This window comes from Streptomyces sp. NPDC090083, assembly GCF_044747445.1.
Classification (GTDB): Bacteria; Actinomycetota; Actinomycetes; order Streptomycetales; family Streptomycetaceae; genus Streptomyces.
Map to the genome: position 1 here is coordinate 161,600 of NZ_JBIVED010000017.1, position 24,661 is coordinate 186,260.

The following is a 24,661-nucleotide window of genomic DNA, read 5'->3' on the forward strand; positions in this document are numbered from 1 at the left end:
TCGTCGCTCGAAACACACTTTCCGATGTGACTTACGCGACGATGGACCGGCCCGACCTGACCTTGGCCGTCATGGGGGCGTAGCCTTAATTCCCGCTGTCCATCACCTTGTGAAGCGGAAGAGGGCGGTTGCCGCCGTGTCGTCACAGTCCCCCAGTAACTCGACCATCTCGACCGAGTCCGACCAAGCCGCGGGTAAGAATCCCGCGGCGGCGTTCGGACCCAACGAGTGGCTCGTCGACGAGATCTATCAGCAGTACCTCCAGGACCCGAACTCGGTTGACCGAGCCTGGTGGGACTTCTTCGCCGACTACAAGCCGGGCGCGGCTGCCGCCCCGACCTCGACGTCGGCGGGCACTCCGGCCCCGGAGGCCGCAGGAACCACCCCCGCCCCGGCGGCACCCGCCGCCCCGGCCCAGGCCGCCCCTGCCGCGCCCGCCGCTCCGGCGGTCCCCGCGCCGGCGCCCGCGGCCGCGGCTCCCGCTCCGGTGAAGGCCGCACCGGCTCCGGCGCCCGCCGCCAAGCCGGCCGCCGCTCCCGCCGCCGCGAAGCCGAAGGCGGAGCCCGCGGCCGAGGCCACCGGTGGCCCGGAGTTCGTCACGCTGCGCGGCCCGGCCGCCGCGGTCGCGAAGAACATGAACGCGTCGATCGAGGTCCCCACCGCCACGTCGGTGCGCGCGGTCCCGGTCAAGCTGCTCTTCGACAACCGCATCGTCATCAACAACCACCTGAAGCGCGCCCGGGGCGGGAAGATCTCCTTCACCCACCTCATCGGCTACGCGATGGTGCAGGCCATCAAGGCCATGCCGTCGATGAACTACTCCTTCCAGGAGAAGGACGGCAAGCCCACCCTGGTCAAGCCGGAGCACGTCAACTTCGGCCTCGCCATCGACCTCGTGAAGCCGAACGGCGACCGCCAGCTCGTCGTCGCCGGCATCAAGAAGGCCGAGACGCTGAACTTCTTCGAGTTCTGGCAGGCCTACGAGGACATCGTCCGCCGCGCCCGCGACGGCAAGCTGACGATGGACGACTTCACCGGTGTCACGGTCTCCCTGACCAACCCCGGCGGCCTCGGCACGGTCCACTCGGTCCCCCGCCTGATGCCCGGACAGTCGGTCATCATGGGCGTCGGCTCGATGGACTATCCGGCGGAGTTCCAGGGCACCTCCCAGGACACCCTGAACAAGCTCGGCATCTCGAAGGTCATGACGCTCACGTCGACCTACGACCACCGGGTCATCCAGGGCGCCGCCTCCGGCGAGTTCCTGCGGATCGTCGCCAACCTCCTGCTCGGCGAGAGCGGCTTCTACGACGAGATCTTCGAGTCGCTGCGCATCCCGTACGAGCCGGTCCGCTGGCTCAAGGACATCGACGCGTCGCACGACAACGACGTGACGAAGGCCGCCCGCGTCTTCGAGCTGATCCACTCCTACCGGGTCCGCGGCCACGTCATGGCCGACACCGACCCGCTGGAGTACCGCCAGCGCAAGCACCCCGACCTGGACATCACCGAGCACGGCCTCACCCTGTGGGACCTGGAGCGGGAGTTCGCGGTCGGCGGCTTCGCCGGCAAGTCCCTGATGAAGCTGCGCGACATCCTCGGCGTGCTGCGCGACTCGTACTGCCGCACCACCGGCATCGAGTTCATGCACATCCAGGACCCGAAGCAGCGCAAGTGGATCCAGGACCGCATCGAGCGCTCGCACTCCAAGCCGGAGCGCGAGGAGCAGCTGCGCATCCTGCGCCGCCTGAACGCGGCGGAGGCCTTCGAGACCTTCCTCCAGACGAAGTACGTCGGCCAGAAGCGCTTCTCCCTGGAGGGCGGCGAGTCCGTCATCCCGCTCCTGGACGCGGTCATCGACAGCGCGGCCGAGTCGCGCCTCGACGAGGTCGTCATCGGCATGGCCCACCGCGGCCGCCTGAACGTGCTCGCGAACATCGTCGGCAAGTCGTACGCCCAGATCTTCCGCGAGTTCGAGGGCAACCTCGACCCGAAGTCGATGCACGGCTCCGGCGACGTGAAGTACCACCTGGGCGCCCAGGGCACCTTCACCGGCCTGGACGGCGAGCAGATCAAGGTCACCCTCGCGGCGAACCCGTCCCACCTGGAGACGGTCGACCCGATCATCGAGGGCATCGTCCGCGCCCGCCAGGACATCATCAACAAGGGCGGCACGGACTTCACGGTCCTGCCCCTCGCACTGCACGGTGACGCGGCCTTCGCGGGCCAGGGCGTGGTGGCGGAGACGCTCAACATGTCCCAGCTGCGCGGCTACCGCACCGGCGGCACGATCCACATCGTCATCAACAACCAGGTCGGCTTCACCGCCGCCCCGGAGTCCTCGCGCTCCTCGATGTACGCGACGGACGTGGCGAGGATGATCGAGGCCCCGATCTTCCACGTGAACGGCGACGACCCGGAGGCCGTGGTCCGTGTGGCCCGCCTGGCCTTCGAGTTCCGTCAGGCGTTCAACAAGGACGTGGTGATCGACCTCATCTGCTACCGCCGCCGCGGTCACAACGAGTCGGACAACCCGGCCTTCACCCAGCCCCTGATGTACGACCTGATCGACAAGAAGCGCTCGGTGCGCAAGCTCTACACCGAGTCCCTCATCGGTCGCGGCGACATCACCCTCGAAGAGGCCGAGCAGGCCCTCCAGGACTACCAGGGCCAGCTGGAGAAGGTCTTCACGGAGGTCCGCGAGGCGACCGCCCAGCCGGGCGCGGCGCCCATGTCGGACCCGCAGGCCGAGTTCCCGGTCGCGGTCAACACGGCGATCTCCTCCGAGGTCGTCAAGCGCATCGCCGAGTCCCAGGTCAACATCCCGGACAACTTCCACGTCCACCCGCGTCTGCTGCCCCAGCTGCAGCGCCGGGCGACGATGGTCGAGGACGGGACGATCGACTGGGGCATGGGCGAGACGCTCGCGATCGGCTCGCTGCTCCTGGAGGGCACTCCGGTCCGCCTCTCCGGCCAGGACTCCCGCCGCGGCACGTTCGGCCAGCGCCACGCGGTCCTCATCGACCGGCAGACGGGCGAGGACCACACCCCGCTCCAGTACCTGTCCGAGGACCAGGCGCGCTACAACGTCTACGACTCGCTCCTCTCCGAGTACGCGGTCATGGGCTTCGAGTACGGCTACTCGCTGGCCCGCCCCGACGCGCTCGTGATGTGGGAGGCGCAGTTCGGCGACTTCGTCAACGGCGCGCAGTCCGTGGTCGACGAGTACATCTCGGCGGCGGAGCAGAAGTGGGGCCAGACGTCCGGCGTCACGCTCCTGCTCCCGCACGGCTACGAGGGCCAGGGCCCGGACCACTCCTCGGCCCGTGTCGAGCGCTTCCTCCAGCTCTGCGCGCAGAACAACATGACGGTGGCGATGCCCACCCTCCCGTCGAACTACTTCCACCTTCTCCGCTGGCAGGTGCACAACCCGCACCACAAGCCGCTGGTGGTCTTCACCCCGAAGTCGATGCTGCGCCTCAAGGCCGCCGCGTCGAAGGCGGAGGAGTTCACGACGGGCCAGTTCCGCCCGGTCATCGGCGACGCGACGGTCGACCCGGCCGCCGTCAAGAAGGTCGTCTTCGTGGCGGGCAAGCTGTACTACGACCTGGAGGCCGAGCGCACCAAGCGCGGCACCACGGACGTGGCGATCATCCGCGTCGAGCGCCTGTACCCGCTGCCGGGTGCGGAGCTCCAGGCGGAGGTCAACAAGTACCCGAACGTCGAGAAGTACCTGTGGGCCCAGGAGGAGCCGGCGAACCAGGGCGCCTGGCCGTTCATCGCCCTCAACCTGATCGACCACCTCGACCTCGCGGTCGGCGCGGACGTTCCCCACGGGGAGCGGCTGCGGCGGATCTCCCGTCCGCACTCGTCGTCCCCGGCGGTGGGTTCGGCGAAGCGGCACCAGGCTGAGCAGGAGCAGCTGGTGCGCGAGGTGTTCGAGGCGTAGTCCTCGGCCTGTTCCACGGTGGGCCCGGCTCCGAGTCGCCAAGCCTCGGAGCCGGGCCCATTGGCGTGTCCGGGGGCGCGGAAGACGGCGAGCCGGCACCCCTGGCCACCCGGAGGGAGGTGCGGAACCGGAACCGTTCCCCCACGCATAACCTGGAGGTGTCAGACCCACGCCCCCAGGAGAATCCCCCGTGTACTTCACCGACCGAGGCATCGAAGAGCTCGAAAAGCGGCGCGGCGAGGAAGAGGTCACCTTCGAGTGGCTCGCCGAGCAGCTCCGCACCTTCGTCGACCTGAACCCGGACTTCGAGGTCCCGGTGGAACGCCTGGCGACCTGGCTGGCCCGGCTGGACGACGAGGACGACGACGAGTAGTCGCTACGGCCCCACCGCCCGCCCGAGTCAGTCGCGCGGGCGGACGACCTCGCAGACGAGGCCGAGCCCCCCGTGGGCCAGGAGCAGCGCCCCCGCGACGACCCAGCCTCCGCTACGGCGTCGTAGGCCCCGGACCGTGAGCGGGAGGCCCGCCGCGAGCTGGGCCAGGGCGACGGCGCGCGCCCTGAGGGTGCCGGACCAGGGCATCCAGGGGCCGAGACGGCTGCTGTCGACGGCGTCGAGTTCCGCGCGGATCGCGTCCCGCAGGCCCGCCCACTCGACCTGCCGGGCGTCGGGCTGGACGCGGGCGGCCTCCCGGAGACGGTCGGCGGGCTCCCCCGGGGAGAGACCGGCGGACAGAGCCACTCCCGCGCGCGTGAGGACCGCGAGAAGACCCCTCAGGCGGGCGCGGGCGTCGGCTTCAGGGTCCGGTCTCGTCAGCTGGTCCAGGGACTGCAGGTCCAGTACGGGATCCAGGCCGAGGCGGGCGGCGAAGGTGCGCATCGCCTCGTCCTCGCCCGCCGGGGTGCCGTCGGTGAGCCAGACGTAGCCGACCGGGCGGCGGAACCCCGAGGCCAGGATGTAGCCCGCGCGGTCGGCGTCCCACCACAGGGCGAGGACGGGCCAGGGAGCGCCGACGGCCAGCGCGGTGGCCCAGCCGGTGAGGACGCGGTCGACCGGTTCCCCGTCGTGCACCCAGGGCTTGCCCTCGGGGACGAGCACGCTCCAGTCGTCGCCCGCACGGGTCAGCAGCGCGCGTTCGCGGAGCGGATGGGCCGCCTGCGCGACGGACTCGGGGTCGGCACGGCAGAGCAGCAGGGCACCCGGTCCGGCACCGGCCTGAGGCCTGGCCTGGGACTTCTCCGTCGACATGGTCACACGCTAGGTCAATTTGCCCACTTTTGCCGCCGCTTGAGCCTTGGGTGGCGGGGACGGGCCACGGCGGGCGGCGGGCGGCGGGCGGCGGGCGGCGGGCGGCGGGCGATGGTCGATCCGCCACCGACCGGCCACCGACCGGTCGTTGATCACCGAAACGGGTGTCTTGACTTTCCGGATCCACGATATATCGTGTTTCTCGGAAGACGCGATATGGCGCGTCATCTTCTGTCCGGTTCGGCCGAGGAGGTCTGCATCATGTCCGAGTGGTCCGTCGCAGAGCCCAAGAAGCTCACGTTCGACGAGCCCGTGAGCGATCTCCACGTGCGCGTCGTCAACGGAACGGTGAACGTCGTAGGGACCGACGAGGGTTCCGCCCGTCTCGAAATCTCCGAGATCGACGGCCCGCCCCTCGTGGTGACCCAGTCGAACGGCACGCTGACGGTGGCGTACGAGGACCTGCCCTGGAAGGGCTTCCTCAAGTGGCTCGACCGCAAGGGCTGGCGGCGCAGCGTGGTGGTCTCCCTGGCCGTTCCCGCGAGCACCCGGGTCGAGGTCGGGGTGGTCGGCGCGGCGGCCGTGGTCTCCGGGATCAGCGGACCCTCGGTGGTGCGCGGGGTCACCGGCGACACGACCCTCGTGAGCCTCTCCGGCCCGGTCCGCGCCGAGACGGTCTCCGGGAACCTGGAGGCCCAGGCGGTCACCGGCGACCTCCGCTTCAACTCCGTATCCGGCGACCTCACCGTCGTCGAGGGCTCGGGGCCCTCCGTGCGCGCCGACTCCGTGAGCGGCTCGATGATCGTGGACCTCGACCCGGACGGCCCGACCGACGTCCGGCTCACGAACGTCTCGGGCGAGATCGCCATCCGCCTGCCGCACCCGGCGGACGCGGACGTCGAGGCCAACACGGCGAGCGGCTCGATCTCCAGCGCCTTCGAAGGGCTGCGCGTGCACGGCCAGTGGGGCGCGCACAAGATCACCGGTCGCCTGGGCGCGGGCACCGGGAAGCTCCGGGCCACGACCGTCTCCGGCTCGATCGCCCTGCTGCGGCGACCGGCGACGGATGACGAGAGCGACGGAGCCTGGGACAGGACGGGAGACGGTGACACGGGTGCCGCCGCCACGGCGACGCGGGCCGACAGGACACCACGCCCCGACCTGACCAAGACACCGGACTCGTCAGACGACTCAGGCGACTTGGACGACTCGGATGACACGGACGACTCGGACGACTCGGCAGGCGCAGCCGTTCCGGACGCCGCGGCCGGCACCACACCCGCCCCTGCGGACGGAGATCGGGGCGACTCGGGGGACAATTCCGTTTCCGGCTCAGGCGGTGCGTCCGGCACCGACGCGGCCGACGGCACGACCGACAAGAAGGTGCTCTGACATGCCTCCCGTCTTCGCCCACGGCCGCCTCCGCCTGTACATGCTGAAGCTGCTGGACGAGGCCCCCCGCCACGGCTACGAGGTCATCCGCCTCCTGGAGGAGCGTTTCCAGGGGCTGTACGCACCGTCGGCGGGCACGGTCTACCCGCGCCTGGCCAAGCTGGAGGCCGAGGGCCTGGTCACCCACACCACCGAGGGCGGCCGCAAGGTGTACGCCATCACGGACGCGGGCCGGGCCGAACTGGCCGACCGCAGCGGTGAGTTGGCCGACCTGGAGCTGGAGATCCGCGAGTCGGTGGCCGAACTGGCCGCCGAGATCCGGGCCGATGTCCGGGGCGCGGCGGGCGACCTGCGCCGCGAGATGCGCGCGGCGGCCTCCGAGGCCCGGCAGGGCGCCAGGACCGGGCGCGGCCGGACGGGCGGACACGACTCCCCCGCCGGGGACTTCACGGACTTCGGTGACAAGGAGTCGTGGCGTGCCGCCAAGGAGGAGATGCGCCGCGCCAAGCAGGAGTGGAAGGAACAGGCCCGCCGCGCCAAGGACGAGAGCCGCCGGGCCCGCGAGGAGGCCCAGCAGGCCCGCCGCCAGGCCAAGGAGGCGCAGACTCGGGCGTGGGCACAGGCCCAGGAGGAGATGCAGCGCATCGGCCGCCAGGTCCAGGAACACGCCCAGGACCACTTCGCCCGGGGCGACTGGCCCACGGGGGTCCGCGAGAGCCTGACCGAACTGGCCAAGGAGTTCGGCGACTTCGGCAAGGAGTTCGGCAAGGACTTCGGGTTCGGGCGACCGGGAGCGGGCGCCGGTGCGGGCAAGTCGGGCTCGACTCGGGGGACGGGGGCGGGGGCCCCGTCGGCGGGACCGACACCCGAGTACGGCGAGACCCCGGAGGACTTCCCCGCCGAGTACGAACCGGCGTGGGCCCACGAGGACTCCACCGGCGACCCGGCCCGCGACCTGGACCGGCTCCTGGACCGCTTCCGCGACGACATCCGCGACGCGGCCCGCGACCGGGGCGTCACGGAGGACCAACTCCGGGACACGCGACGCCACTTGTCCGCGGCGGCGGCGCACATCGGGGCGGTGCTGCGGGGCGGGGGACGCAAGGCCTGAACGGGGGGCGCAAGGCCTGAGCGGGGAGCGGATCGCTATCGGCCGGGCGGATCGACACCCGACCGGAGGGATCGACACCCGGCCGGACGGAGATACCGGGCGGGTGGGTCGACAGGGGTCAGAGCCTCAGCCGTTCCGGGGCCCCGCCCCTCGACCCGGCGCCCCGCCTTGGGACATGAGCCCGCTCCCCCACCCCGCGCGAACCCTCACGCCCACCCCCCATCGGCGCCCCCCATCGGCGCTCACGCCTCACCCCGCAGCCCTCTCCTCCCCTCCCCCGTAGAGAACGCGGGTCGCGGCCTCATGGGTCACCCCGTGGTCGGCGAGCACTTCACCCGGTACCCCGGGGAGGATGGTCAGGGCGAGGAGGAGGTGTTCGTCGCCGATGTGGCGGTCCCGGTGGGCGACGGCGATGCGCAGGGACTTCTCCAGGACGCTCTTGGCGCCCCGGCTGAAGGTACGGCGACCCGACCAAGGCTCCTTGTCCTTGCGGTCACCGGACATCGCTCCGACGCCGTGCACCTCCTCGACCCGGGCGACGATCTCCGACACGTCGATACCGAGCCCCGCGAGGGCGTCGGCCTCGGCCTGCGAGAGCCCGGCACGTCGGCGGGCCTCGACGAGAGCCTGTCGTACGGACTCCTTGCGGTCCTCGGGGGCGAGGCCCAGGGCGGTCAGGGCGAAGGAGGCCCGGCTGCCCCGGCGGTCGAGGAGTGCCAGGAGCAGATGGTCGGGGTCGACGGAGCGGGACCCCGACCGTTCGCGGTGCTCCACCGCGCCCTGCACCACGGCGCGGGCGTCCTTCGTGAACCGTTCGAACATCACTGCCTCCCGTACTTCTTGTGCACGGCCTGCCTGCTGACACCGAGTTCCGCGGCGATCTCCTGCCACGACCAGCCCTGATTGCGCGCACTGCGCACCTGCACCGCCTCCAACTGCTCCACCAGCCTGCGCAGCGCGGAGACGGCACGGAGGCCGACCCGTGGATCACGGTCACCCGCACGCTCGGCGAGATCCGTTGCTTCGGTCATGACGTCAACCTACGTTGACACGTCTCGCATGTCAACCTAAGTTGACGGGAAAGGTGGCGCGCACGGTGTGCCACACGCCAACGGCCGGCCCGGAGAACCGGACCGGCCGCGCGACGCAGGGAACTGAGGCAAGGAACTGCCACGGGGAACTGAGCCAGAGAGCTTACGCAGAGAACTGAGGCGGGGAATCGAGACAGGGAGCAGGGATGGGCCGCTAGCCGTTCGTGAGCACGATCTTGCCGAACTGTCCGCCGGCGTCGAGCCGTTCGAAGCCCTCGCGGGCGCGGTCCATCGGGAGTACCTCGTCGATGACGGGGCGGACACCGGTCGTGGCGCAGAAGGCGAGCAGGTCCTCCAGTTCGTCCTTGGTGCCCATGGTCGACCCGACGACCTTGAGTTCGAGGAAGAAGATCCGGGTCAGCTCGGCGTGCGAGGGCCGATCCCCGCTGGTGGCACCGGAGATGACGATCGTCCCCCCAGGCTTGAGGGACTTGACCGAGTGGGACCAGGTCGCGGCGCCGACGGTCTCGATGACGGCGTCCACGCGCTGCGGCAGCCGTGCCCCCGGCTCCACCGCCTCCAGGGCGCCCAGCTCCAGCGCCCGTTTCCGCTTGGCCTCGTCCCGGCTGGTCGCGAAGACGCGCAGCCCCGCCGCCTTGGCCAGGACGATGGCGGCCGTGGCGACGCCCCCGCCGGCACCCTGCACGAGGACCGAATCCCCGGGCCGTACACCGGAGTTGGTGAAGAGCATGCGGTACGCGGTCAGCCAGGCGGTGGGCAGACAGGCGGCCTCGGCGAAGGAGAGTTCCTTGGGCTTCGGCAGGATGTTCCAGGTCGGCACGGCGACCCGCTCGGCGAAGGTGCCCTGGTAGTGCTCGGTGAGGATGGAACGGCGTTCGTCGGGGCCGACGCCGTGGCCGGTCTGGCCGATGACGGAGTGCAGGACGACTTCGTTGCCGTCCTCGTCGATCCCGGCGGCGTCGCACCCGAGGATCATCGGCAGCTTGTCCTCGGCGAGGCCCACGCCGCGCAGGGACCACAGGTCATGGTGGTTGAGGGAAGCGGCCCTGACGTCGACGACACTCCAGCCCGGCCGGGCCTCGGGGGCGGGACGCTCCCCCAACTCAAGGCCGGAGAGCGGCTGGTCGCGGTCGATTCGGGCGGCGTAGACGGCGAACATGACCTTGACGATAGGCTCCGCCGGTTGGCCAGGGAACTACCTCACCGTGTGACAGATGCCCTCTTGCCATCGAGCGCGGGAGGCTGAGCGGACGGCCGCAGCCGCCGACGCGCCCTGACCACTCACGTCAGACGCCCACCCACAAACCCGCCGTACGGGCGGGCGGGTGGGAGAGAAGGGTCCCGCCCGGACGGTCGGGACCCTTCAAGCAGGCTATCGGCGGGCAACCCCCTCCGCCCGAGCCGCCGCCGCCACCGCCGCGGTCACCGCAGGCGCAACCCGCTCGTCGAAGGGCGACGGAATCACGTAGTCCGCGGCCAGGTCATCCCCGACCACCCCGGCCAGCGCCTCCGCCGCCGCGATCTTCATCCCCTCGGTGATCCGGGACGCCCGCACCTGCAGCGCCCCGGCGAAGATCCCCGGGAACGCCAGCACGTTGTTGATCTGGTTCGGGAAGTCCGACCGCCCGGTGGCGACGACCGCCGCGTACTTGTGCGCCACGTCCGGGTGCACCTCGGGGTTCGGGTTGGCCATGGCGAAGACGAACGCGCCCTCGGCCATCGAGGCGACGGCGGGCTCCGGCACCGTACCCCCGGACACTCCGATGAAGACGTCGGCACCTTCCAGCGCCGCCTCCAGCGACCCGGAGATCCCCGCCTTGTTGGTGAGCTCGGCGAGTTCGCGCTTGACGGGCGTGAGGTCGTCACGGTCACGTGAGACGACACCCTTGCGGTCGGCGACGGCGACGTCACCGAGCCCCGCCTCCAGCAGGAACTTGGCGATGGCCACGCCGGCCGCGCCCGCGCCGGAGATGACGGCCCGGAGATCGCCCAGCTCCCGCCCGGTCAGCCGCGCGGCGTTCCGCAGGGCGGCCAGCGTCACGATCGCCGTACCGTGCTGGTCGTCGTGGAAGACCGGGATGTCCAGCCGCTCCTGGAGCCTGCGCTCGATCTCGAAGCAGCGCGGCGCCGAGATGTCCTCCAGGTTGACGCCCCCGAAGGACGGGGCGAGCCGCACGACGGTCTCGATGATCTCGTCGACGCCGGTGCAGTCCAGCGCGATCGGCACCGCGTCCACGCCGCCGAACTGCTTGAACAGGATCGCCTTGCCCTCCATGACCGGGAGGGAGGCTTCGGGACCGATGTCACCGAGTCCGAGCACGGCCGTACCGTCCGTCACGACGGCGACCACGGACGACTTCCAGGTGTAGTCGTGGACGAGTTCCGGCTGCTCCGCGATCGCGGTGCACACCCGCGCGACGCCGGGTGTGTACGCGAGGGACAGGTCGTCCTTGTCGCGGATCGGCACGGTGGTCTGCACGGCCATCTTGCCGCCGCGGTGCAGCGCGAACGCCGGATCGAAGGAATCGAGGGGCTCGGCCCCGCCGTCCTGATCCGTACTGCTGTCGCTGCGAGGATTGACGATCTCCGCTGCCACTTTGTCTTACCCCTTAAGTCTTCATTGATTTTGAGGGTGGCCACTCCCTGGTGAGGGGTGGGCGGGCACCGCGCAGGATCCAGGAATTGATGCGTACGAGCACCTGCGCGACGGGCGCGCCGCACACGCGCCCTGAGCCCCGGATGAGGGGTGTAAAGACCCTTCTTACCGGACGGACACCGCCGAGGACGAGTCCAATAGGCGGAAGGTCACATCCCGTCCGCCGACGGCGGAACGATGATCGATCACATCGTGAGACATACCGAAGGTCTTCCGGCCGGAAGGCGTGATTCCCGTAGATGGTCCGTGCGGGGGCCGTCCTGATGTACCGACCTGATGCGATTCGGGGGTCACCCGTTATCCGATTTTGACATGGAGAGTCCCCTGAATGGTTCAGTCCGAATGGCAAGATGCCCTAATCACACGAGGTCGCGACACTCAAAGGTGTGTGTTCACGTCGACCCATCGGCACTGCCGTCCATACGCCGGAGGAACTCACCATGACCGCAAGATTCACCCGCCGTACGACCGCCCCGCACACCCGGCTGGCCACGGTCGGCGCGATCGCGGTCGCCGGTGCCCTGGTGCTCACCGGCTGCGGCGACCAGACCAAGAAGGACGATTCGAGCAAGGCGTCCACGAGCGCGGCTCCACTGGCCTCCAAGCTTCCCGCGTCCATCCGTAGTGCGGGAGTCGTCAAGGTCGGCTCCGACATCGCGTACGCGCCGGTCGAATTCAAGGACAACTCGGGCAACGTCGTCGGCCTCGACCCGGATCTGGCCGCCGCGATGGGCAAGCAGCTCGGGGTGAAGTTCGAGTTCGAGAACGGCACCTTCGACGCCCTGCTCACCGGTCTGCGCTCGGACCGCTACGACATAGCCATGTCGGCGATGACGGACAACAAGAACCGCCAGGAGGGTGTCGACCCCGACACGGGCAAGAAGGTCGGCGAGGGCGTCGACTTCGTCGACTACCTGACCGCCGGTGTCTCGATCTACACGCGCAAGGGCGACACGGAGAACATCGCCTCGTGGTCCGACCTGTGCGGCAAGAAGCTCGCGGTCGAGCGCGGCACGGTCTCCGAGGACCTCGCCAAGTCCGAGACGAAGAAGTGTACGGGCGGCAAGAAGATCACCATCGAGCCCTTCGACGACGACCAGCAGGCCCAGACCCGCCTGCGCTCGGGCGGTGCGGACGCGGCCTCCTCCGACTTCCCGGTGGCGGCCTACGCGGTGAAGTCCTCCGGCGGCGGCAAGGACTTCCAGCTGGTCGGCGACCAGGTCGAGGCGGCGCCGTACGGCATCGCGGTCGCCAAGAGCAACACGCAGCTGCGGGACGCCCTGCAGGCCGCGATGGACGCCGTGATCAAGAGCGGTGAGTACCAGAAGATCCTGACGAAGTGGGGCGCCGAGGACGGTGCCGTCAAGTCGTCCGTGATCAACGGCGGCAAGTGACCGCGGGTCCGCCGTCACCGAGAGGCAACATCCGTGACTACTGACATCGACGGGACGACGGGGGCGCACGACGCGCCCCCGGGCGCCCCCATCAAGGCGATTCCGGTCCGGCACTACGGACGGTACGTATCGGCCGTCGTCGCGATCGGGATCCTGGTCGCGATCATCTACGCGTTCGGCCAGGGCAAGATCAACTGGCACGCCGTGCCGGACTACTTCTTCGACCACCGGATCATGACCGGTGTCTACAAGACCCTCCTGCTGACGGTCCTGTCGATGCTCATCGGCATCGTCGGCGGCATCGGGCTCGCGGTCATGCGGCTGTCGAAGAATCCGGTGACGTCGTCGATCGCCTGGTTCTACATCTGGTTCTTCCGCGGCACCCCGGTGCTGGTCCAGCTGTTCCTCTGGTTCAACCTGGGCCTGGTCTTCCAGTACATCAACCTCGGGCCGATCTACAAGAACTACTGGTCGGCCTTCATGACGCCGCTGCTGACGGCACTGCTCGGCCTCGGCCTCAACGAGGCCGCGTACATGGCGGAGATCTGCCGTGCCGGTCTGCTCGCCGTCGACGAGGGCCAGACCGAGGCCTCGCACGCGCTCGGCATGAGCCACGCCAAGACGCTGCGCCGGATCGTGATCCCGCAGGCGATGCGCGTGATCGTGCCGCCCACGGGCAACGAAGTGATCAACATGCTGAAGACGACCTCGCTCGTGGCGGCCGTCCAGTATCCAGAGTTGTTCCGCTACGCCCAGGACATCGGGCAGAACTCCGGCGCTCCGGTGGAGATGTACTTCCTCGCCGCCGCCTGGTACCTGATCATGACGTCCGTCCTGAGCGTGGGGCAGTACTACGTCGAGCGCTACTACGCCCGCGGTTCCAGCCGCGCGCTGCCGGCGACCCCGTTCCAGAAGATCAGGGCGAACATGCTGTCCATCGGCCGTCCGAAGGGAGGCGCGGCATGAGCGCGGAACTCAGCAAGACCGACGGCACCGCCGCGGCCGACTCCTCGGTCCCCATGGTCAAGTCCGAGGGCGTGCACAAGTCGTTCGGGCCGGTCGAGGTGCTCAAGGGCATCGACCTGGAGGTGAAGTCCGGCGAGGTGTTCTGCCTCATCGGCCCCTCCGGCTCCGGCAAGTCGACGTTCCTGCGGTGCATCAACCACCTGGAGAAGATCAACGCCGGCCGGCTGTACGTCGACGGCGAGCTGGTCGGCTACCGCCAACAGGGCGACAAGCTCTACGAGTTGCGTGATCGCGAGGTCGCGGTGAAGCGCCGGGACATCGGCATGGTCTTCCAGCGCTTCAACCTGTTCCCGCACATGACGGCCGTGGAGAACGTCATCGAGGCGCCGGTTCAGGTCAGGGGCGTCAACAAGGGAGAGGCCCGGGAACGCGCCATGCAGCTCCTGGAGCGGGTCGGGCTGGCCGACAAGGCGCAGAACTACCCCTCGCAGCTCTCCGGCGGCCAGCAGCAACGGGTCGCGATCGCACGGGCGTTGGCGATGGACCCGAAGCTGATGCTCTTCGACGAGCCCACCTCGGCCCTCGACCCGGAGCTGGTCGGTGACGTCCTCGACGTCATGCGCGACCTCGCCGAGTCCGGCATGACGATGATCGTCGTCACCCACGAGATGGGCTTCGCCCGCGAGGTCGGCGACAGCCTGGTCTTCATGGACGGCGGCGTGGTGGTCGAATCCGGCCACCCGCGCGACGTCCTGACGAACCCTCAGCACGAGCGCACGCAGGGCTTCTTGTCCAAGGTGCTCTAGGAACAGGCGAGTTGGAGGGGCGGTACGGATTCCCCGTGCCGCCCCTCTCCTGTCCCGCCCGCGTGCTCTGCTCACGCGCCCCGATCGCGCGGCCCGGTTACTTCAGCGCCAGCAACACCGTGTCCGAGGGCGAGCACCACGCCGCCCGCGCCTCCCCGAACCCCTTCTCGCGCAGGACGCGCGCGTGCCACTGCGGGGAGGGCATGTCGCCGTCCGCGTGCTCGCCGTAGATCTCGTAGCGGCGAGCCGTGGGACCGGCGAGGACGGGGTCCTGGGCGGCGAGCTGCCACCAGTCGGCCCAGTCGAGGGCGCCGTCGCGCTTGGCCTGATCCATCCGGGCGTGCCGGTGCGCCCGCTCCGCCGCGTTGATCCTGGGCGTCGACTCGTCGATCATGTGGTCCGCGTTCATGAAGACACCGCCGTCGCGGACGAGCCCCGCGACCTGACCGTAGAGGGCCGCGAGGGGTTCGCTGTGCAGCCAGTGGAGGGCCGTCGCGGTCAGCACGGCGTCGTACGAGTCGTACGGCAGCCGTGCCGTCCACTCCGGGTCCTTGAGGTCGGCCGTCACGAAGGTGACCCGGTCGTCGTCCGCGAAGGTGCCCTCGGCGATGGCGAGGAGGGCCGGGTCGAGGTCGACCCCGATGCTGGTGGCGTCCGGGAGGCGGGCGAGCAGCCGGGCCGTGATGGTGCCGGTGCCGCAGGCGAGGTCGAGCACGCGGGGTGCGGGGCCGGTGAGGGCCTCGACCATGTCGAGCATGATCCGGAAGCGGTCCTCCCGGTCGGGCATGTACCACTCCTGCTGCCGGTCCCAGCTCTCCTGCCAGGCCTGCCAGTCGGTTCCGACACCGGTCTCCATGAGGACCCCCTGTCCACTCACCGTCGTAATACCCTGGAAGCACGATCAGCTGTTACCCGACCGCATCCACGACCATAGAGCGCCTCCGTAAGGACTACAAGTGGAACTGGCCTATTACTCGGACTATGCCGTACGCCTCGTCAACACCGAGGAACCGGTCCGGGGCAAGGACGTCCTGACCTCGGTCGAGGCCGTACGGGATCTGTTCGGCACCAACAAGGAGGCGGCCCGCCGGGCCACCGAGGCCGACGTGACCCGCTTCCGTTCGGTGCGCGGGCGGCTGCGGGCGGTCTTCGAGGCGGCCGACGGCGGCGACGAGACCCTCTCGGTGAACCTGCTGAACTCGCTGCTGCTGGAGTTCCCGGTCAGCCCGCAGATCTCCGGGCACAACTTCCGCGACGACGACGGCCGCCCGCTGTGGCACATGCACCTCGCGGACCACCCGTCGAACGCCACCGCCGGCTACGCGGCCATCGCGGCGATGGGCCTGGCCTTCCACCTCACCGAGTACGGCGTCGACCGCCTCGGCCTGTGCGAGGCGGCGCCGTGCCGCAACGCGTATCTCGACACCTCGACGAACCGCTCCCGGCGCTACTGCTCGGACCGCTGCGCGACCCGCGCGAACGTGGCCGCCTACCGCGCCCGGAAGCGCCTGGAGGCCGACCGGTCGGAGAGGACGGGCCTCGCCGCGGAGAGCGCCCAGCGGACCACCGCGACCGGCGAACGCTGACCGGCCTTCGGCGGCCGGTACCGGAACCGCACCTTCCCCAGCACCAGGTCCTCGGGCACGGTGCCGTAGTCCGTGCTGTCCCCGCCCGCGAACGCGTTGTCCCCGAGCACCCACCACCCGCCGTCGCGCCGCTCCGCGGCACGCTTGACGACCAGCAGGTCCTGCTGGAACGGATGCCGCAGCACGACGATGTCGCCGGGCCTGATCCGCGCCCCGTACTGCACCACGAGCAGATCCCCGTGGCACAGCGTCGGCACCATGGACGGGCCGGTCACCTCGGCCGTCCCGAAGGGCAGTACGGCCCTTCCGCGCTCGGTCTCCTGCGACAGCTCCGGCATCCCCGGCACCTCCCCGGTCCTATCCTCCACCAGTCTGAGTCTGACCCTGGACTTTTGTCCTAAGCCCATGGGGGCACTCGCGAAAACAGCTTCTCCAGGGAGTAATGTCCCACCTGAGAAGACGATCACGAGGAAGGAACGCTCCATGCTTTCCCGCCTGTTTGCCCCCAAGGTGAAGGTCAGCGCGCACTGCGACCTGCCCTGCGGTGTGTACGACCCGGCCCAGGCCCGCATCGAGGCGGAGTCGGTGAAGGCCGTGCAGGACAAGATGGCCGCCAACGACGACCCGCACTTCCAGGCGCGCGCCATCGTCATCAAGGAGCAGCGCGCCGAGCTCGCGAAGCACCACGTCTCGGTGCTCTGGAGCGACTACTTCAAGCCCCCGCACTTCGAGAAGTACCCGGAGCTGCACCAGCTGGTCAACGACACCCTGAAGGCCCTCTCGGCCGCCAAGGCGTCCACCGACCCGGCGACGGGCCAGAAGGCGCTCGACTACATCGCCCAGATCGACAAGATCTTCTGGGAGACCAAGAAGGCCTGACACCCAGTCGGCCCAGCCCGTCCGACCGGCGATCGGTGCACCATCGACGGTCAGCGGGTCAGGGGAAGGGGCCCCGCCGGTTCGCCGGCGGGGCCCCTTCGTCGTCCCCACCCCGGCCCGAGCGGCCCCGTGCCATCCTGGACCCCGTGAACCGCGACGACCTCGTACGGCTGCGCCAGGCCCGGGACCGGATGAACCGCGAGTACGCGGAGCCGCTCGACATGGCCTCGATCGCGCGGACCGCGCTGATGTCGCCGGGTCACTTCCAGCGCAGCTTCCGCGCCGCGTACGGGGAGACGCCGTACACCTATCTCATGACCCGGCGGATCGAGCGCGCGAAGGCCCTCCTCCGGCGCGGGGACCTCACCGTGACCGAGGTGTGCATGGCCGTCGGCTGCACCTCCCTCGGCTCCTTCAGCTCACGCTTCACGGAACTGGTCGGCGAGACCCCCAGCGCCTACCGCGCCCGTTCGCACGAGGCGGGCGCGGTGATCCCGTCCTGCGTGGCCCGCACCTTTACCCGGCCGAACCGGGCGGGACCGCCCCTCCAGCCCTAGCCTGTGCTCCATGGATCTCAAACTCCGCCAGTGCTTCATCGCCGTCGACGACCACGACAAGGCGCTCGCCTTCTACTGCGACGTCCTGGAGCTGGAAATCCGTAACGACGTCGGCTTCGAGGGCATGCGGTGGGTGACCGTGGGGTCGCCGTCGCAGCCGGACGTGGAGATCGTCCTGGAGCCGCCGGCCGCGAACCCGGACGCCTCCCCCGCCGACAAGCAGGCCATGGCCGAACTCCTCGCCAAGGGCACCCTGCGCGGGGTCAACTTCACCACCACCGACTGCGACGCCCTCTACGCCCGCGTCCGGGAGTCCGGCGCCGAGGTCGTCCAGGAACCGACGGACCAGCCCTACGGCGTCCGCGACTGCGCGTTCCGCGACCCGGCCGGGAACATGCTGCGGTTCATGCAGCGGAGCGAGGACTGAGCACGTCCCACGCCTACGATCACGGCATGAGCGCTACGCACGTCCGCTGGACCCACGCCTTCGTCGACCGCCCGCTCGGCCGCCTCGGCCCCGCCCACGACTTCTGGACGGCGGCCACGGACACCACGCTGTCCGAACTCCGGGGTGACAGGGGCGAGTTCGTCACCCTGCTGGCCGCCGGTGCCGACGCCTGCGTGAAGGTGCAGGGCGTCGAGGACGGCCCGGGTGGCGCTCATCTCGACTTCTCCGTCGAGGACGTACCGGCGTTCGTGGAGTCCGCGCTGCGACTCGGCGCGGACACCGTCGCCGAGCACGACGGCTGGGCCGTACTCCGTTCCCCCGCGGGGCAGTTGTTCTGCGCGGTGCCCTGGCACGGGGAGGCCGTACGACCGCCGGTCGTGGCCGGCACCCGCCTCGACCAGGTCTCCCTGGACATGGGACCCGGCTCCTACGACGCCGAACTCGCCTTCTGGGAGGCCCTGTTGCCCGACTGGACGGCGCTGCCGGGGGCGCTGCCCGAGTTCCATGTGCTCAAGCCCCCGCCCGGACTGCCGATCCGCGTCCTGCTCCAGCGGCTCGGCGAGGAGCGGCCCGCGTCGGCCCATCTCGACCTGGCCTGCGCGGACATCGACACGGCTGTCGTCGCGCACGAGCACCTCGGTGCGACCGTGGTCTCGCGGGGCAGGCACTGGACGGTGATGCGGGACCCGGCGGGCGGTGTCTACTGCCTGACCGGCCGTGACCCGGAGACCGGCGGACTCCCCCACCGCCCCTGAGCCGGCTGGCTCAGCCCGTCCACACCTCGACGTCCACCACCGCGTCCACCGGAATCACCCCGTACACGTGCGGGAACTCCTCCCCGCCCGGCTTCGGTGCCTCGTACCTCAGCGGCGCGTCCAGCCGCGCCGGGTCCACGACCAGGACGACCAGCTCGTCCGGGCCGTCATAGGACCCGTACAAAAAGGCTGCCACGCGCGGGAGTTGGTCGCGGGTCGAGCAGTGGATGAAGCCCTCCTCCTGGAGGGTGCGGCCACGGGTCGACCACGCGTAGCTCCCGTGCTCGCGGGCCGCGTCCCAGAGGGCGCGCTCGGTGATGTGCAGGACGGGGGCGGCGGGTTCGTGTTCGGGCATACGCCCAGGCTACGGTCTCGGCTCGCGCCACATCGGGTACATGCGCGGGCCGTCCGGGAGATCGAGAGCGCGGTCGGTGAAGGTGTAGCCGAGGCGCTCGTACAGCTTGGCGCTGCGTTCGCTGCTCGCCTCCAGATAGGCGGGCAGACCCTCGCGGTCGCAGCGGTCCAGGACGTGCCGGACGAGGGCGGCACCGAGTCCCTCGCCCTGCCGGCCGGGGGCGACGGCGATCATCCACAGGTACTCGTGGGCCCGCCCGGCGGGGTGCGAGTCCGCGACGAGTCGGGCGATCGTCTCGACCCGCGCGTTGCCGGGATCGACCGACTCCCTGAGTTCCACGGCCTCGTCGACGCCGTCCGCCGCCGGATGCGCCTCGCCCGGTACCGACAGCCACAGCGCGCAGGCCGCGCCGTCCTCGGTCAGGTCGATCCGGCCGCCGGCGAGCACCACGTCGACGAAGGCGGCCATCAGCCGGTGGTGGGTCGTACGGCGGTACGCGGCGTCGGGGAAGACCCAGCCGCTCACCGGGTCGTCCTGGAAGGCCTCGTCCAGCAGCCGGACGACCAGCTCCCTGTCGTCCTCGCCCGCCACCCGTATCGCCACACCCACGCCCTGCCCCTCCCTCTCAACCACCGCCAACAGAACGGCTGTTGAGCCTAACGGGACCCACCGGGCGAGTGAGCCGAAGGGGCGCGCCCGTGTCGAGTGCCCGAGCGCGCGGAGGTCCGCAGGGCCGAGCACGGTCGGGCACTCGACACGGGCTTCGGCGCCCCGGAGGCGAACCGAGCTTCCAAAAAAGAGAGGGCCCCGCGCACCGTGGGGATGCGCGGGACCCTTAGGTCCGGGGCCTTCGGGGTCCGTGCGGGGTCAGGACCGCGCGGTTCCGGCAGGCCCCGGAGTCATCAACTGCTGCGCCGGGTCACGAACTCGGCCAGCGCGAGCAGTCCGCCCGCGTCCTGCGGGTCCGGGATCGCCCGGGCCAGCTCCTGCACGGCCCGCGCCATGTGGTCGGCCGCCTGGGCCTGCGCCCAGTCCCGGCCGCCCGCCCGCTCGACGGCGAGCACGGTGCGTTCCAACTCCCCTTCCTCGTACGGCAGTCCGTACAGTTCGGCGAGTTCCGCGGCGGCCGGGGTGCCCGACGTGAGGGCGGCGACCACGGGCAGGGACTTCTTGCGTACGGCGAGGTCGGCGCCGGCCGGTTTGCCGGTGCGGCCGGGGTCGCCCCATATCCCGATGACGTCGTCGATCAGCTGGAAGGCGAGCCCGGCCTGCCGGCCGAACGCGTCCAGCGCCTCGACGTCCTCGGCGGACGCCCCCGCGTACAGCGCGCCCACCGCGCAGGCGCAGCCGAGCAGCGCGCCGGTCTTGGCCTCGGCCATGACGAGCACCTCGTCGAGGGTGACCTCGGCGGGGGCCCGCGTCTCCATGGCGGTGTCCGCGTGCTGGCCCTCGCACAGTTCGACGACACAGTCCGCGAGCCGGGCCGCCGCGGCGCGGGCCGCCGGGTGCGGGTCCACGGCGAGCAGCCGCAGGGCCAGTGCCTGGAGGGCGTCCCCGGCGAGGATCGCGTCGGCGTCGCCGAACACGGTCCAGGCCGTGGGCCGGTGTCTGCGGGTGGTGTCCCGGTCCATCACGTCGTCGTGCAGCAACGTGAAGTTGTGGACCAGTTCGACCGCCGCGGCGGCCCGCAGTGCGCCCGCCCGGGCCTGTTCGCCGCCGAGCGCGGTGGCGGCGGCCAGGACGAGGGCGGGGCGGATCGCCTTGCCCGCGTTGCCCGCGGCCGGGGTGCCGTCCGCGTGCTCCCATCCGAAGTGGTAGAGCGCGATGCGGCGCATCGAGCCGGGCAGCGAGTCGATCGCCGCGCGCAGTGCGGGGTCGACGGATCTTCTGGCTCCCTCCAGGATCGCCGCCGCCTCGTGCCCGTCGGGCGGCTGCGCGTCGGCGGCCCGCTGTCTCGGCTCCGCCCCGGTCCCGGCCACGGGGTCCCCCCTCAGCTCGGCCATGGGGTCCCCCTCGGAGAGTCCGCGGACGGTGACGCCCGCGCCGCGGCCGGCCGCGTACGACCGGGGTGTCCCGGCCCGGTCGGCCGGGGACACCGCGTCCAACTGCCGGAAGGTCACCTCCAGCGGCCGATCTCGACGTTCTCCAGGACGCCGAGGGCGTCCGGCACGAGGACCGCCGCCGAGTAGTAGGCCGTCACCAGGTACTTGATGATCGCCTGTTCGTTGATGCCCATGAAGCGCACCGAGAGGCTCGGCTCGATCTCGTCCGGGATGCCGGCCTGCTGGAGGCCGATGACGCCCTGGTCGTTCTCGCCGGTGCGCATGGCGATGATCGAGGTGGTCCGGCGGTCGCTGACCGGGATCTTGTTGCACGGGTAGATCGGCACCCCGCGCCAGGTCGGGATGCGGTTGCCGCCGACGTCGATGGACTCGGGGACCAGTCCGCGCTTGTTCAGCTCGCGGCCGAACGCGGAGATCGCGCGCGGGTGGGCGAGGAACAGCTTGGTGCCGCGCCGCCTGCTGAGCAGTTCGTCGAGGTCGTCCGGGCTCGGGACGCCGTCGTGGGGCTGGAGCCGCTGGTCGTACTCGCAGTTGTTCAGCAGGCCGAACTCGCGGTTGTTGATCAGCTCGTGCTCCTGGCGCTCCTTCAACGCCTCGACGGTGAGCCGGAGTTGCTGCTCGGTCTGGTTCATCGGCTGGTTGTAGAGGTCGGCCACGCGCGAGTGGATGCGCAGGACGGTCTGGGCGACGCTCAGTTCGTACTCGCGCGGCCGGGCGTCGTAGTCGACGAAGGTGTGCGGGATGTCCGGCTCGCCGGAGTGGCCGGCGGCGAGGTCGATGGCCTTCTCGCCGTACTTGTTGGTGCGCTGCTCGGGGATCGTGCGCAGCTGTGTGAGGTGTTCGCGCAGGGTCTCGGAGCGCTCCGCGACCTGCTCGACGTCCCCGCGGGCCAGGATCAGCACCGTGCACGAGGTGTCCGCGCGGGCCGTGTACTCCCAGATGGCGTCCGGGTCGAGCAGGGCCTGGTCGCCGAAGTAGGCGCCGTCGGCGAGGACTCCGAGGACCGTGTCGTCGCCGTACGGGCCGGTGCCGATCTTCTCCACCCTGCCGTGCGCCAGCAGGTACACCTCGTCGGCCTGGCTGCCGAACGACGCGATCGCCTCTCCCGGTGCGTACTCGCGCTGCCGGCAGCGGGTGGCCAGCTCCGAGAGCACCTCCTCGTCCTCGTAGTCCCGCAGCGCGGGCAGTTCGCCCAGTTCCGCGGGGATAACCTCGACTCGGTCGCCGGTCTTCACGAATGTCACCCGGCCGTCGCCCACGGAGTAACTCAGCCGTCGGTTCACCCGGTATGTGCCACCCTGCACGTTCACCCACGGCAGTGTGCGCAGCAGCCAGCGCGAGCTGATCTCCTGCATCTGCGGTGCGGACTTCGTGGTCGTGGCCAGGTTCCGCGCCGCCGCCGTACCAAGACTCTGCTGCGGCTTGTTCTGCTCCGCGCGGACCTCTTCGCCTACCGACATAGAGAAATGCCCTCCCCATTCATGCCCGGCACCCGTGCGCCCGGCATCGTTCTCGCGCACCAGCCTTCCTCACGGAGCGTGCCGGTGGTATTACCCGAAAGAGCGGGAATGGATCTTCACGGGGGTGGGAAAGGGGCCGTTCACCTCGAATGTCGTTCGAGTGGCCACCGGTGCCGGGGGTGTCCGGATCGGCTCGCACGCCGTACGAACAAGTAGGCCCAAGTGCTCCGTTGTCAGTACAAGCACTGACAACAGGCGACCGCGAACGGCGGCCGTCGCACAGCACGAAGGAGGCGATCATGGCCTCACCCATGTCCGCGGACGGTTTCCTGTCCTGTCTGAAGGCGGAGGGCGTCACGGTCCTCCAGGTCGGCGACTGGCGGACCCACAACCGCAACCACAAGGGCCCGTGGGGCCCCGTCCACGGCGTGATGATCCACCACACGGTCACCCAGGGCGCCGACCGGACGGTGGCCCTGTGCCGCGACGGCCGCCCCGACCTCCCCGGCCCGCTCTGCCACGGCGTCATCACCAAGGACGGCCGGCTCCACCTCGTCGGCTACGGCCGCGCCAACCACGCCGGCCTCGGCGACGACGACGTCCTGCGCGCGGTGATCGCCGAGAAGGCGCTCCCGCACGACAACGAGGCCAACACCGACGGCAACCGCCACTTCTACGGCTTCGAGTGCGAGAACCTCGGCGACGGCCACGACCCGTGGCCCGAGGCCCAGTTGGAGACGATCGAGAAGGTCTGCGCGGCGATCTGCCGCCACCACGGCTGGTCGGAGCGGTCGGTGATCGGGCATCTGGAGTGGCAGCCCGGAAAGGTGGACCCGAGGGGCTTCACGATGAACTGGCTGCGTGCCCGGATCCACGACCATCTGAAGTGACCGCCGGGTGATCCGCCCGGTCCGGGTGACAATGGTGCCGTGACCAGCCCCGACCTCGCCGCCCTCCGGCCCCGGATCCCGTCGCCGGTGGAAGAGGTCGCGGACGGGCGCTTCCGGCGGCACGGCGTCCGGCTGCTGCTCAAGCGGGACGACCTGGTCCACCCGGACCTGATCGGCAACAAGTGGCGCAAGCTCGCGCCGAACCTCACGGCGGCGGCCGGCCGGACGGTCCTCACGTTCGGCGGCGCCTACTCCAACCATCTGCGCGCCACCGCCGCCGCAGGGCGCCTGCTGGGCCTCCGCACGGTGGGCGTGGTCCGCGGGCAGGAGCTGGCCGACCGCCCGCTCAATCCGTCCCTCTCCCGGTGCGCGGCCGACGGGATGCGCCTCCACTTCGTCGACAGATCGACCTACCGGCACGCGTCCGAGCCGGGGACGCTGGCCGCGATCCTGCGCGGGGCGGGCGCGGAGGACGCGTACGTCGTCCCCGAGGGCGGCAGCAACTCCCTTGCCGTCCACGGGTGCCGGGCCCTGGGCGAGGAACTGCGCGCGCGTGCCGACGTCGATGTCGTCGCGCTCGCCTGCGGGACCGGCGGCACGCTGGCCGGGCTGGCCGCCGGACTCGGCCCTGACCAGCGCGCCTTGGGGATACCGGTCCTCAGGGGCGGCTTTCTGGATGCCGACGTGGAAGCGCTGCAGGAGCGCGCCTTCGGCGGCCGGCGGGGCTCCTGGTCCCTCGACGACCGGTTCCATTTCGGGGGCTACGCGCGCGTGCCCACCGAACTCGACGCCTTCGCCGGGGACTTCGAGCAGCGGCACGGGATGCCCGTGGAGCGTCTCTATGTCGCCAAGTTGCTCTACGGACTTGTCGCCCTGGCCGATGAAGGCGCCTTCCCGCGCGGGAGCACGGTCGCCGCGGTGATCACCGGGCGGCCGTTCCCGTAGGACCGCTTCGGGTGCCGTGACAACCGGCGGGCGCCCCCGGTGTCGTGAGCACGGCCCCTAGTAGTGCTTCGTTAGGTCTGTGCGTTTGTGCTGATCAAGAGCATCTTGAGGGTGTGGACAGGCATGAAGTGAACCGATTACGGGCGTCGTT

General features: G+C 70.5%; 25 protein-coding genes. 14 read left to right on the forward strand and 11 right to left on the reverse strand.

Annotated elements, in window-relative coordinates; all coding sequences use genetic code 11:
- Nucleotides 1-136: 136 nt before the first annotated feature.
- Both ACIPTO_RS40255 and ACIPTO_RS40260 read left to right on the forward strand, forming a co-directional pair.
- Entirely contained in the window at nt 137-3,949 is a 3,813-nt protein-coding gene (locus ACIPTO_RS40255; protein WP_401200283.1) for a multifunctional oxoglutarate decarboxylase/oxoglutarate dehydrogenase thiamine pyrophosphate-binding subunit/dihydrolipoyllysine-residue succinyltransferase subunit, read from the forward strand.
- Nucleotides 3,950-4,139: 190 nt separating this feature from the next.
- The gene (locus ACIPTO_RS40260; protein ID WP_019075209.1) at nt 4,140-4,322 is read left to right on the forward strand and encodes a DUF6104 family protein; all 183 of its coding nucleotides are present in this window, start codon (nt 4,140-4,142) and stop codon (nt 4,320-4,322) included.
- A gap of 27 nt (nt 4,323-4,349) precedes the next feature.
- Here the strand turns inward: ACIPTO_RS40260 and ACIPTO_RS40265 are convergent, their stop codons facing one another.
- The gene (locus ACIPTO_RS40265) at nt 4,350-5,195 is read right to left on the reverse strand and encodes a hypothetical protein (RefSeq protein WP_401200285.1); all 846 of its coding nucleotides are present in this window, start codon (nt 5,193-5,195) and stop codon (nt 4,350-4,352) included.
- 261 nt (nt 5,196-5,456) lie between these two features.
- Between ACIPTO_RS40265 and ACIPTO_RS40270 the strand changes: the two genes are divergently transcribed.
- Together ACIPTO_RS40270 and ACIPTO_RS40275 are read left to right on the forward strand one after the other, a co-directional pair.
- The gene (locus ACIPTO_RS40270; protein ID WP_366323676.1) at nt 5,457-6,587 is read left to right on the forward strand and encodes a hypothetical protein; all 1,131 of its coding nucleotides are present in this window, start codon (nt 5,457-5,459) and stop codon (nt 6,585-6,587) included.
- A gap of 1 nt (nt 6,588) precedes the next feature.
- The gene (locus ACIPTO_RS40275) at nt 6,589-7,698 is read left to right on the forward strand and encodes a helix-turn-helix transcriptional regulator (RefSeq protein WP_401200288.1); all 1,110 of its coding nucleotides are present in this window, start codon (nt 6,589-6,591) and stop codon (nt 7,696-7,698) included.
- Nucleotides 7,699-7,947: 249 nt separating this feature from the next.
- On the opposite strand, the gene ACIPTO_RS40280 is transcribed toward ACIPTO_RS40275, so the two are convergent.
- The 4 genes from ACIPTO_RS40280 to ACIPTO_RS40295 form a co-directional block, all read right to left on the reverse strand.
- Complete coding sequence (locus ACIPTO_RS40280) at nt 7,948-8,520, reverse strand: Clp protease N-terminal domain-containing protein (protein ID WP_401200291.1); 573 nt, start codon at nt 8,518-8,520, stop codon at nt 7,948-7,950.
- Nucleotides 8,520-8,729: a helix-turn-helix domain-containing protein gene (locus ACIPTO_RS40285; protein WP_266772466.1), complete on the reverse strand. Its 210-nt coding sequence runs from the start codon at nt 8,727-8,729 to the stop codon at nt 8,520-8,522. The genes ACIPTO_RS40280 and ACIPTO_RS40285 overlap by 1 nt, the downstream gene beginning before the upstream one ends.
- Before the next feature lie 214 nt (nt 8,730-8,943).
- On the reverse strand, nt 8,944-9,909 hold the full coding sequence (locus ACIPTO_RS40290) for a zinc-binding dehydrogenase (RefSeq protein WP_366323369.1): 966 nt from the start codon (nt 9,907-9,909) through the stop codon (nt 8,944-8,946).
- Nucleotides 9,910-10,122: 213 nt separating this feature from the next.
- The gene (locus ACIPTO_RS40295; protein ID WP_366323371.1) at nt 10,123-11,346 is read right to left on the reverse strand and encodes an NADP-dependent malic enzyme; all 1,224 of its coding nucleotides are present in this window, start codon (nt 11,344-11,346) and stop codon (nt 10,123-10,125) included.
- A 500-nt stretch (nt 11,347-11,846) separates the two neighbouring features.
- Here ACIPTO_RS40295 and ACIPTO_RS40300 point away from each other — a divergent pair, with 500 nt between their 5' ends.
- The 3 genes from ACIPTO_RS40300 to ACIPTO_RS40310 are packed head-to-tail and all read left to right on the forward strand — an operon-like array spanning nt 11,847 to nt 14,572.
- The gene (locus ACIPTO_RS40300; RefSeq protein WP_401200296.1) at nt 11,847-12,800 is read left to right on the forward strand and encodes an ABC transporter substrate-binding protein; all 954 of its coding nucleotides are present in this window, start codon (nt 11,847-11,849) and stop codon (nt 12,798-12,800) included.
- Nucleotides 12,801-12,833: 33 nt separating this feature from the next.
- Complete coding sequence (locus tag ACIPTO_RS40305; protein ID WP_366323375.1) at nt 12,834-13,766, forward strand: amino acid ABC transporter permease; 933 nt, start codon at nt 12,834-12,836, stop codon at nt 13,764-13,766.
- A 53-nt stretch (nt 13,767-13,819) separates the two neighbouring features.
- Entirely contained in the window at nt 13,820-14,572 is a 753-nt protein-coding gene (locus tag ACIPTO_RS40310; protein ID WP_366323678.1) for an amino acid ABC transporter ATP-binding protein, read from the forward strand.
- 97 nt (nt 14,573-14,669) lie between these two features.
- Here ACIPTO_RS40310 and ACIPTO_RS40315 read toward each other — a convergent pair whose 3' ends face one another.
- The gene (locus tag ACIPTO_RS40315; RefSeq protein ID WP_401200300.1) at nt 14,670-15,428 is read right to left on the reverse strand and encodes a class I SAM-dependent methyltransferase; all 759 of its coding nucleotides are present in this window, start codon (nt 15,426-15,428) and stop codon (nt 14,670-14,672) included.
- A gap of 100 nt (nt 15,429-15,528) precedes the next feature.
- Here ACIPTO_RS40315 and ACIPTO_RS40320 point away from each other — a divergent pair, with 100 nt between their 5' ends.
- The gene (locus ACIPTO_RS40320; protein WP_366323379.1) at nt 15,529-16,158 is read left to right on the forward strand and encodes a CGNR zinc finger domain-containing protein; all 630 of its coding nucleotides are present in this window, start codon (nt 15,529-15,531) and stop codon (nt 16,156-16,158) included.
- Here ACIPTO_RS40320 and sodX read toward each other — a convergent pair.
- Nucleotides 16,062-16,496, reverse strand: a complete 435-nt coding sequence (gene sodX / locus ACIPTO_RS40325) for a nickel-type superoxide dismutase maturation protease (RefSeq protein WP_366323381.1) — start codon at nt 16,494-16,496, stop codon at nt 16,062-16,064. The genes ACIPTO_RS40320 and sodX overlap by 97 nt on opposite strands.
- A 145-nt stretch (nt 16,497-16,641) precedes the next feature.
- Between sodX and sodN the strand changes: the two genes are divergently transcribed.
- The 4 genes from sodN to ACIPTO_RS40345 all read left to right on the forward strand — a co-directional run bounded on the left by sodN (nt 16,642) and on the right by ACIPTO_RS40345 (nt 18,797).
- Nucleotides 16,642-17,037 carry a superoxide dismutase, Ni gene (sodN, locus tag ACIPTO_RS40330; RefSeq protein ID WP_019058247.1) on the forward strand — a complete coding sequence of 132 codons (396 nt, stop codon included), beginning with the start codon at nt 16,642-16,644 and terminating at the stop codon, nt 17,035-17,037.
- Nucleotides 17,038-17,183: 146 nt separating this feature from the next.
- Nucleotides 17,184-17,594 carry a helix-turn-helix domain-containing protein gene (locus tag ACIPTO_RS40335; protein WP_366323384.1) on the forward strand — a complete coding sequence of 137 codons (411 nt, stop codon included), beginning with the start codon at nt 17,184-17,186 and terminating at the stop codon, nt 17,592-17,594.
- A 10-nt stretch (nt 17,595-17,604) separates the two neighbouring features.
- A complete protein-coding gene (locus tag ACIPTO_RS40340; protein WP_366323386.1) occupies nt 17,605-18,021 on the forward strand; it encodes a VOC family protein in 417 nt (138 codons plus the stop codon).
- Nucleotides 18,022-18,047: 26 nt separating this feature from the next.
- Entirely contained in the window at nt 18,048-18,797 is a 750-nt protein-coding gene (locus ACIPTO_RS40345; RefSeq protein ID WP_401200306.1) for a VOC family protein, read from the forward strand.
- Nucleotides 18,798-18,807: 10 nt separating this feature from the next.
- Here ACIPTO_RS40345 and ACIPTO_RS40350 read toward each other — a convergent pair whose 3' ends face one another.
- The 4 genes from ACIPTO_RS40350 to ACIPTO_RS40365 form a co-directional block, all read right to left on the reverse strand.
- Entirely contained in the window at nt 18,808-19,152 is a 345-nt protein-coding gene (locus ACIPTO_RS40350) for a DUF952 domain-containing protein (RefSeq protein ID WP_366323390.1), read from the reverse strand.
- 9 nt (nt 19,153-19,161) lie between these two features.
- Nucleotides 19,162-19,761 carry a GNAT family N-acetyltransferase gene (locus ACIPTO_RS40355; protein WP_401200309.1) on the reverse strand — a complete coding sequence of 200 codons (600 nt, stop codon included), beginning with the start codon at nt 19,759-19,761 and terminating at the stop codon, nt 19,162-19,164.
- Nucleotides 19,762-20,054: 293 nt separating this feature from the next.
- Entirely contained in the window at nt 20,055-21,155 is a 1,101-nt protein-coding gene (locus ACIPTO_RS40360; RefSeq protein ID WP_401200341.1) for a family 2 encapsulin nanocompartment cargo protein polyprenyl transferase, read from the reverse strand.
- Between the two features lie 113 nt (nt 21,156-21,268).
- On the reverse strand, nt 21,269-22,675 hold the full coding sequence (locus tag ACIPTO_RS40365; RefSeq protein WP_366323396.1) for a family 2B encapsulin nanocompartment shell protein: 1,407 nt from the start codon (nt 22,673-22,675) through the stop codon (nt 21,269-21,271).
- Nucleotides 22,676-22,974: 299 nt separating this feature from the next.
- On the opposite strand from ACIPTO_RS40365, the gene ACIPTO_RS40370 reads away from it, so the two are divergent.
- A complete protein-coding gene (locus tag ACIPTO_RS40370; protein ID WP_366323398.1) occupies nt 22,975-23,565 on the forward strand; it encodes an N-acetylmuramoyl-L-alanine amidase in 591 nt (196 codons plus the stop codon).
- 39 nt (nt 23,566-23,604) lie between these two features.
- Entirely contained in the window at nt 23,605-24,510 is a 906-nt protein-coding gene (locus tag ACIPTO_RS40375; RefSeq protein WP_401200313.1) for a 1-aminocyclopropane-1-carboxylate deaminase/D-cysteine desulfhydrase, read from the forward strand.
- The last annotated feature ends 151 nt before the right edge of the window (nt 24,511-24,661 follow it).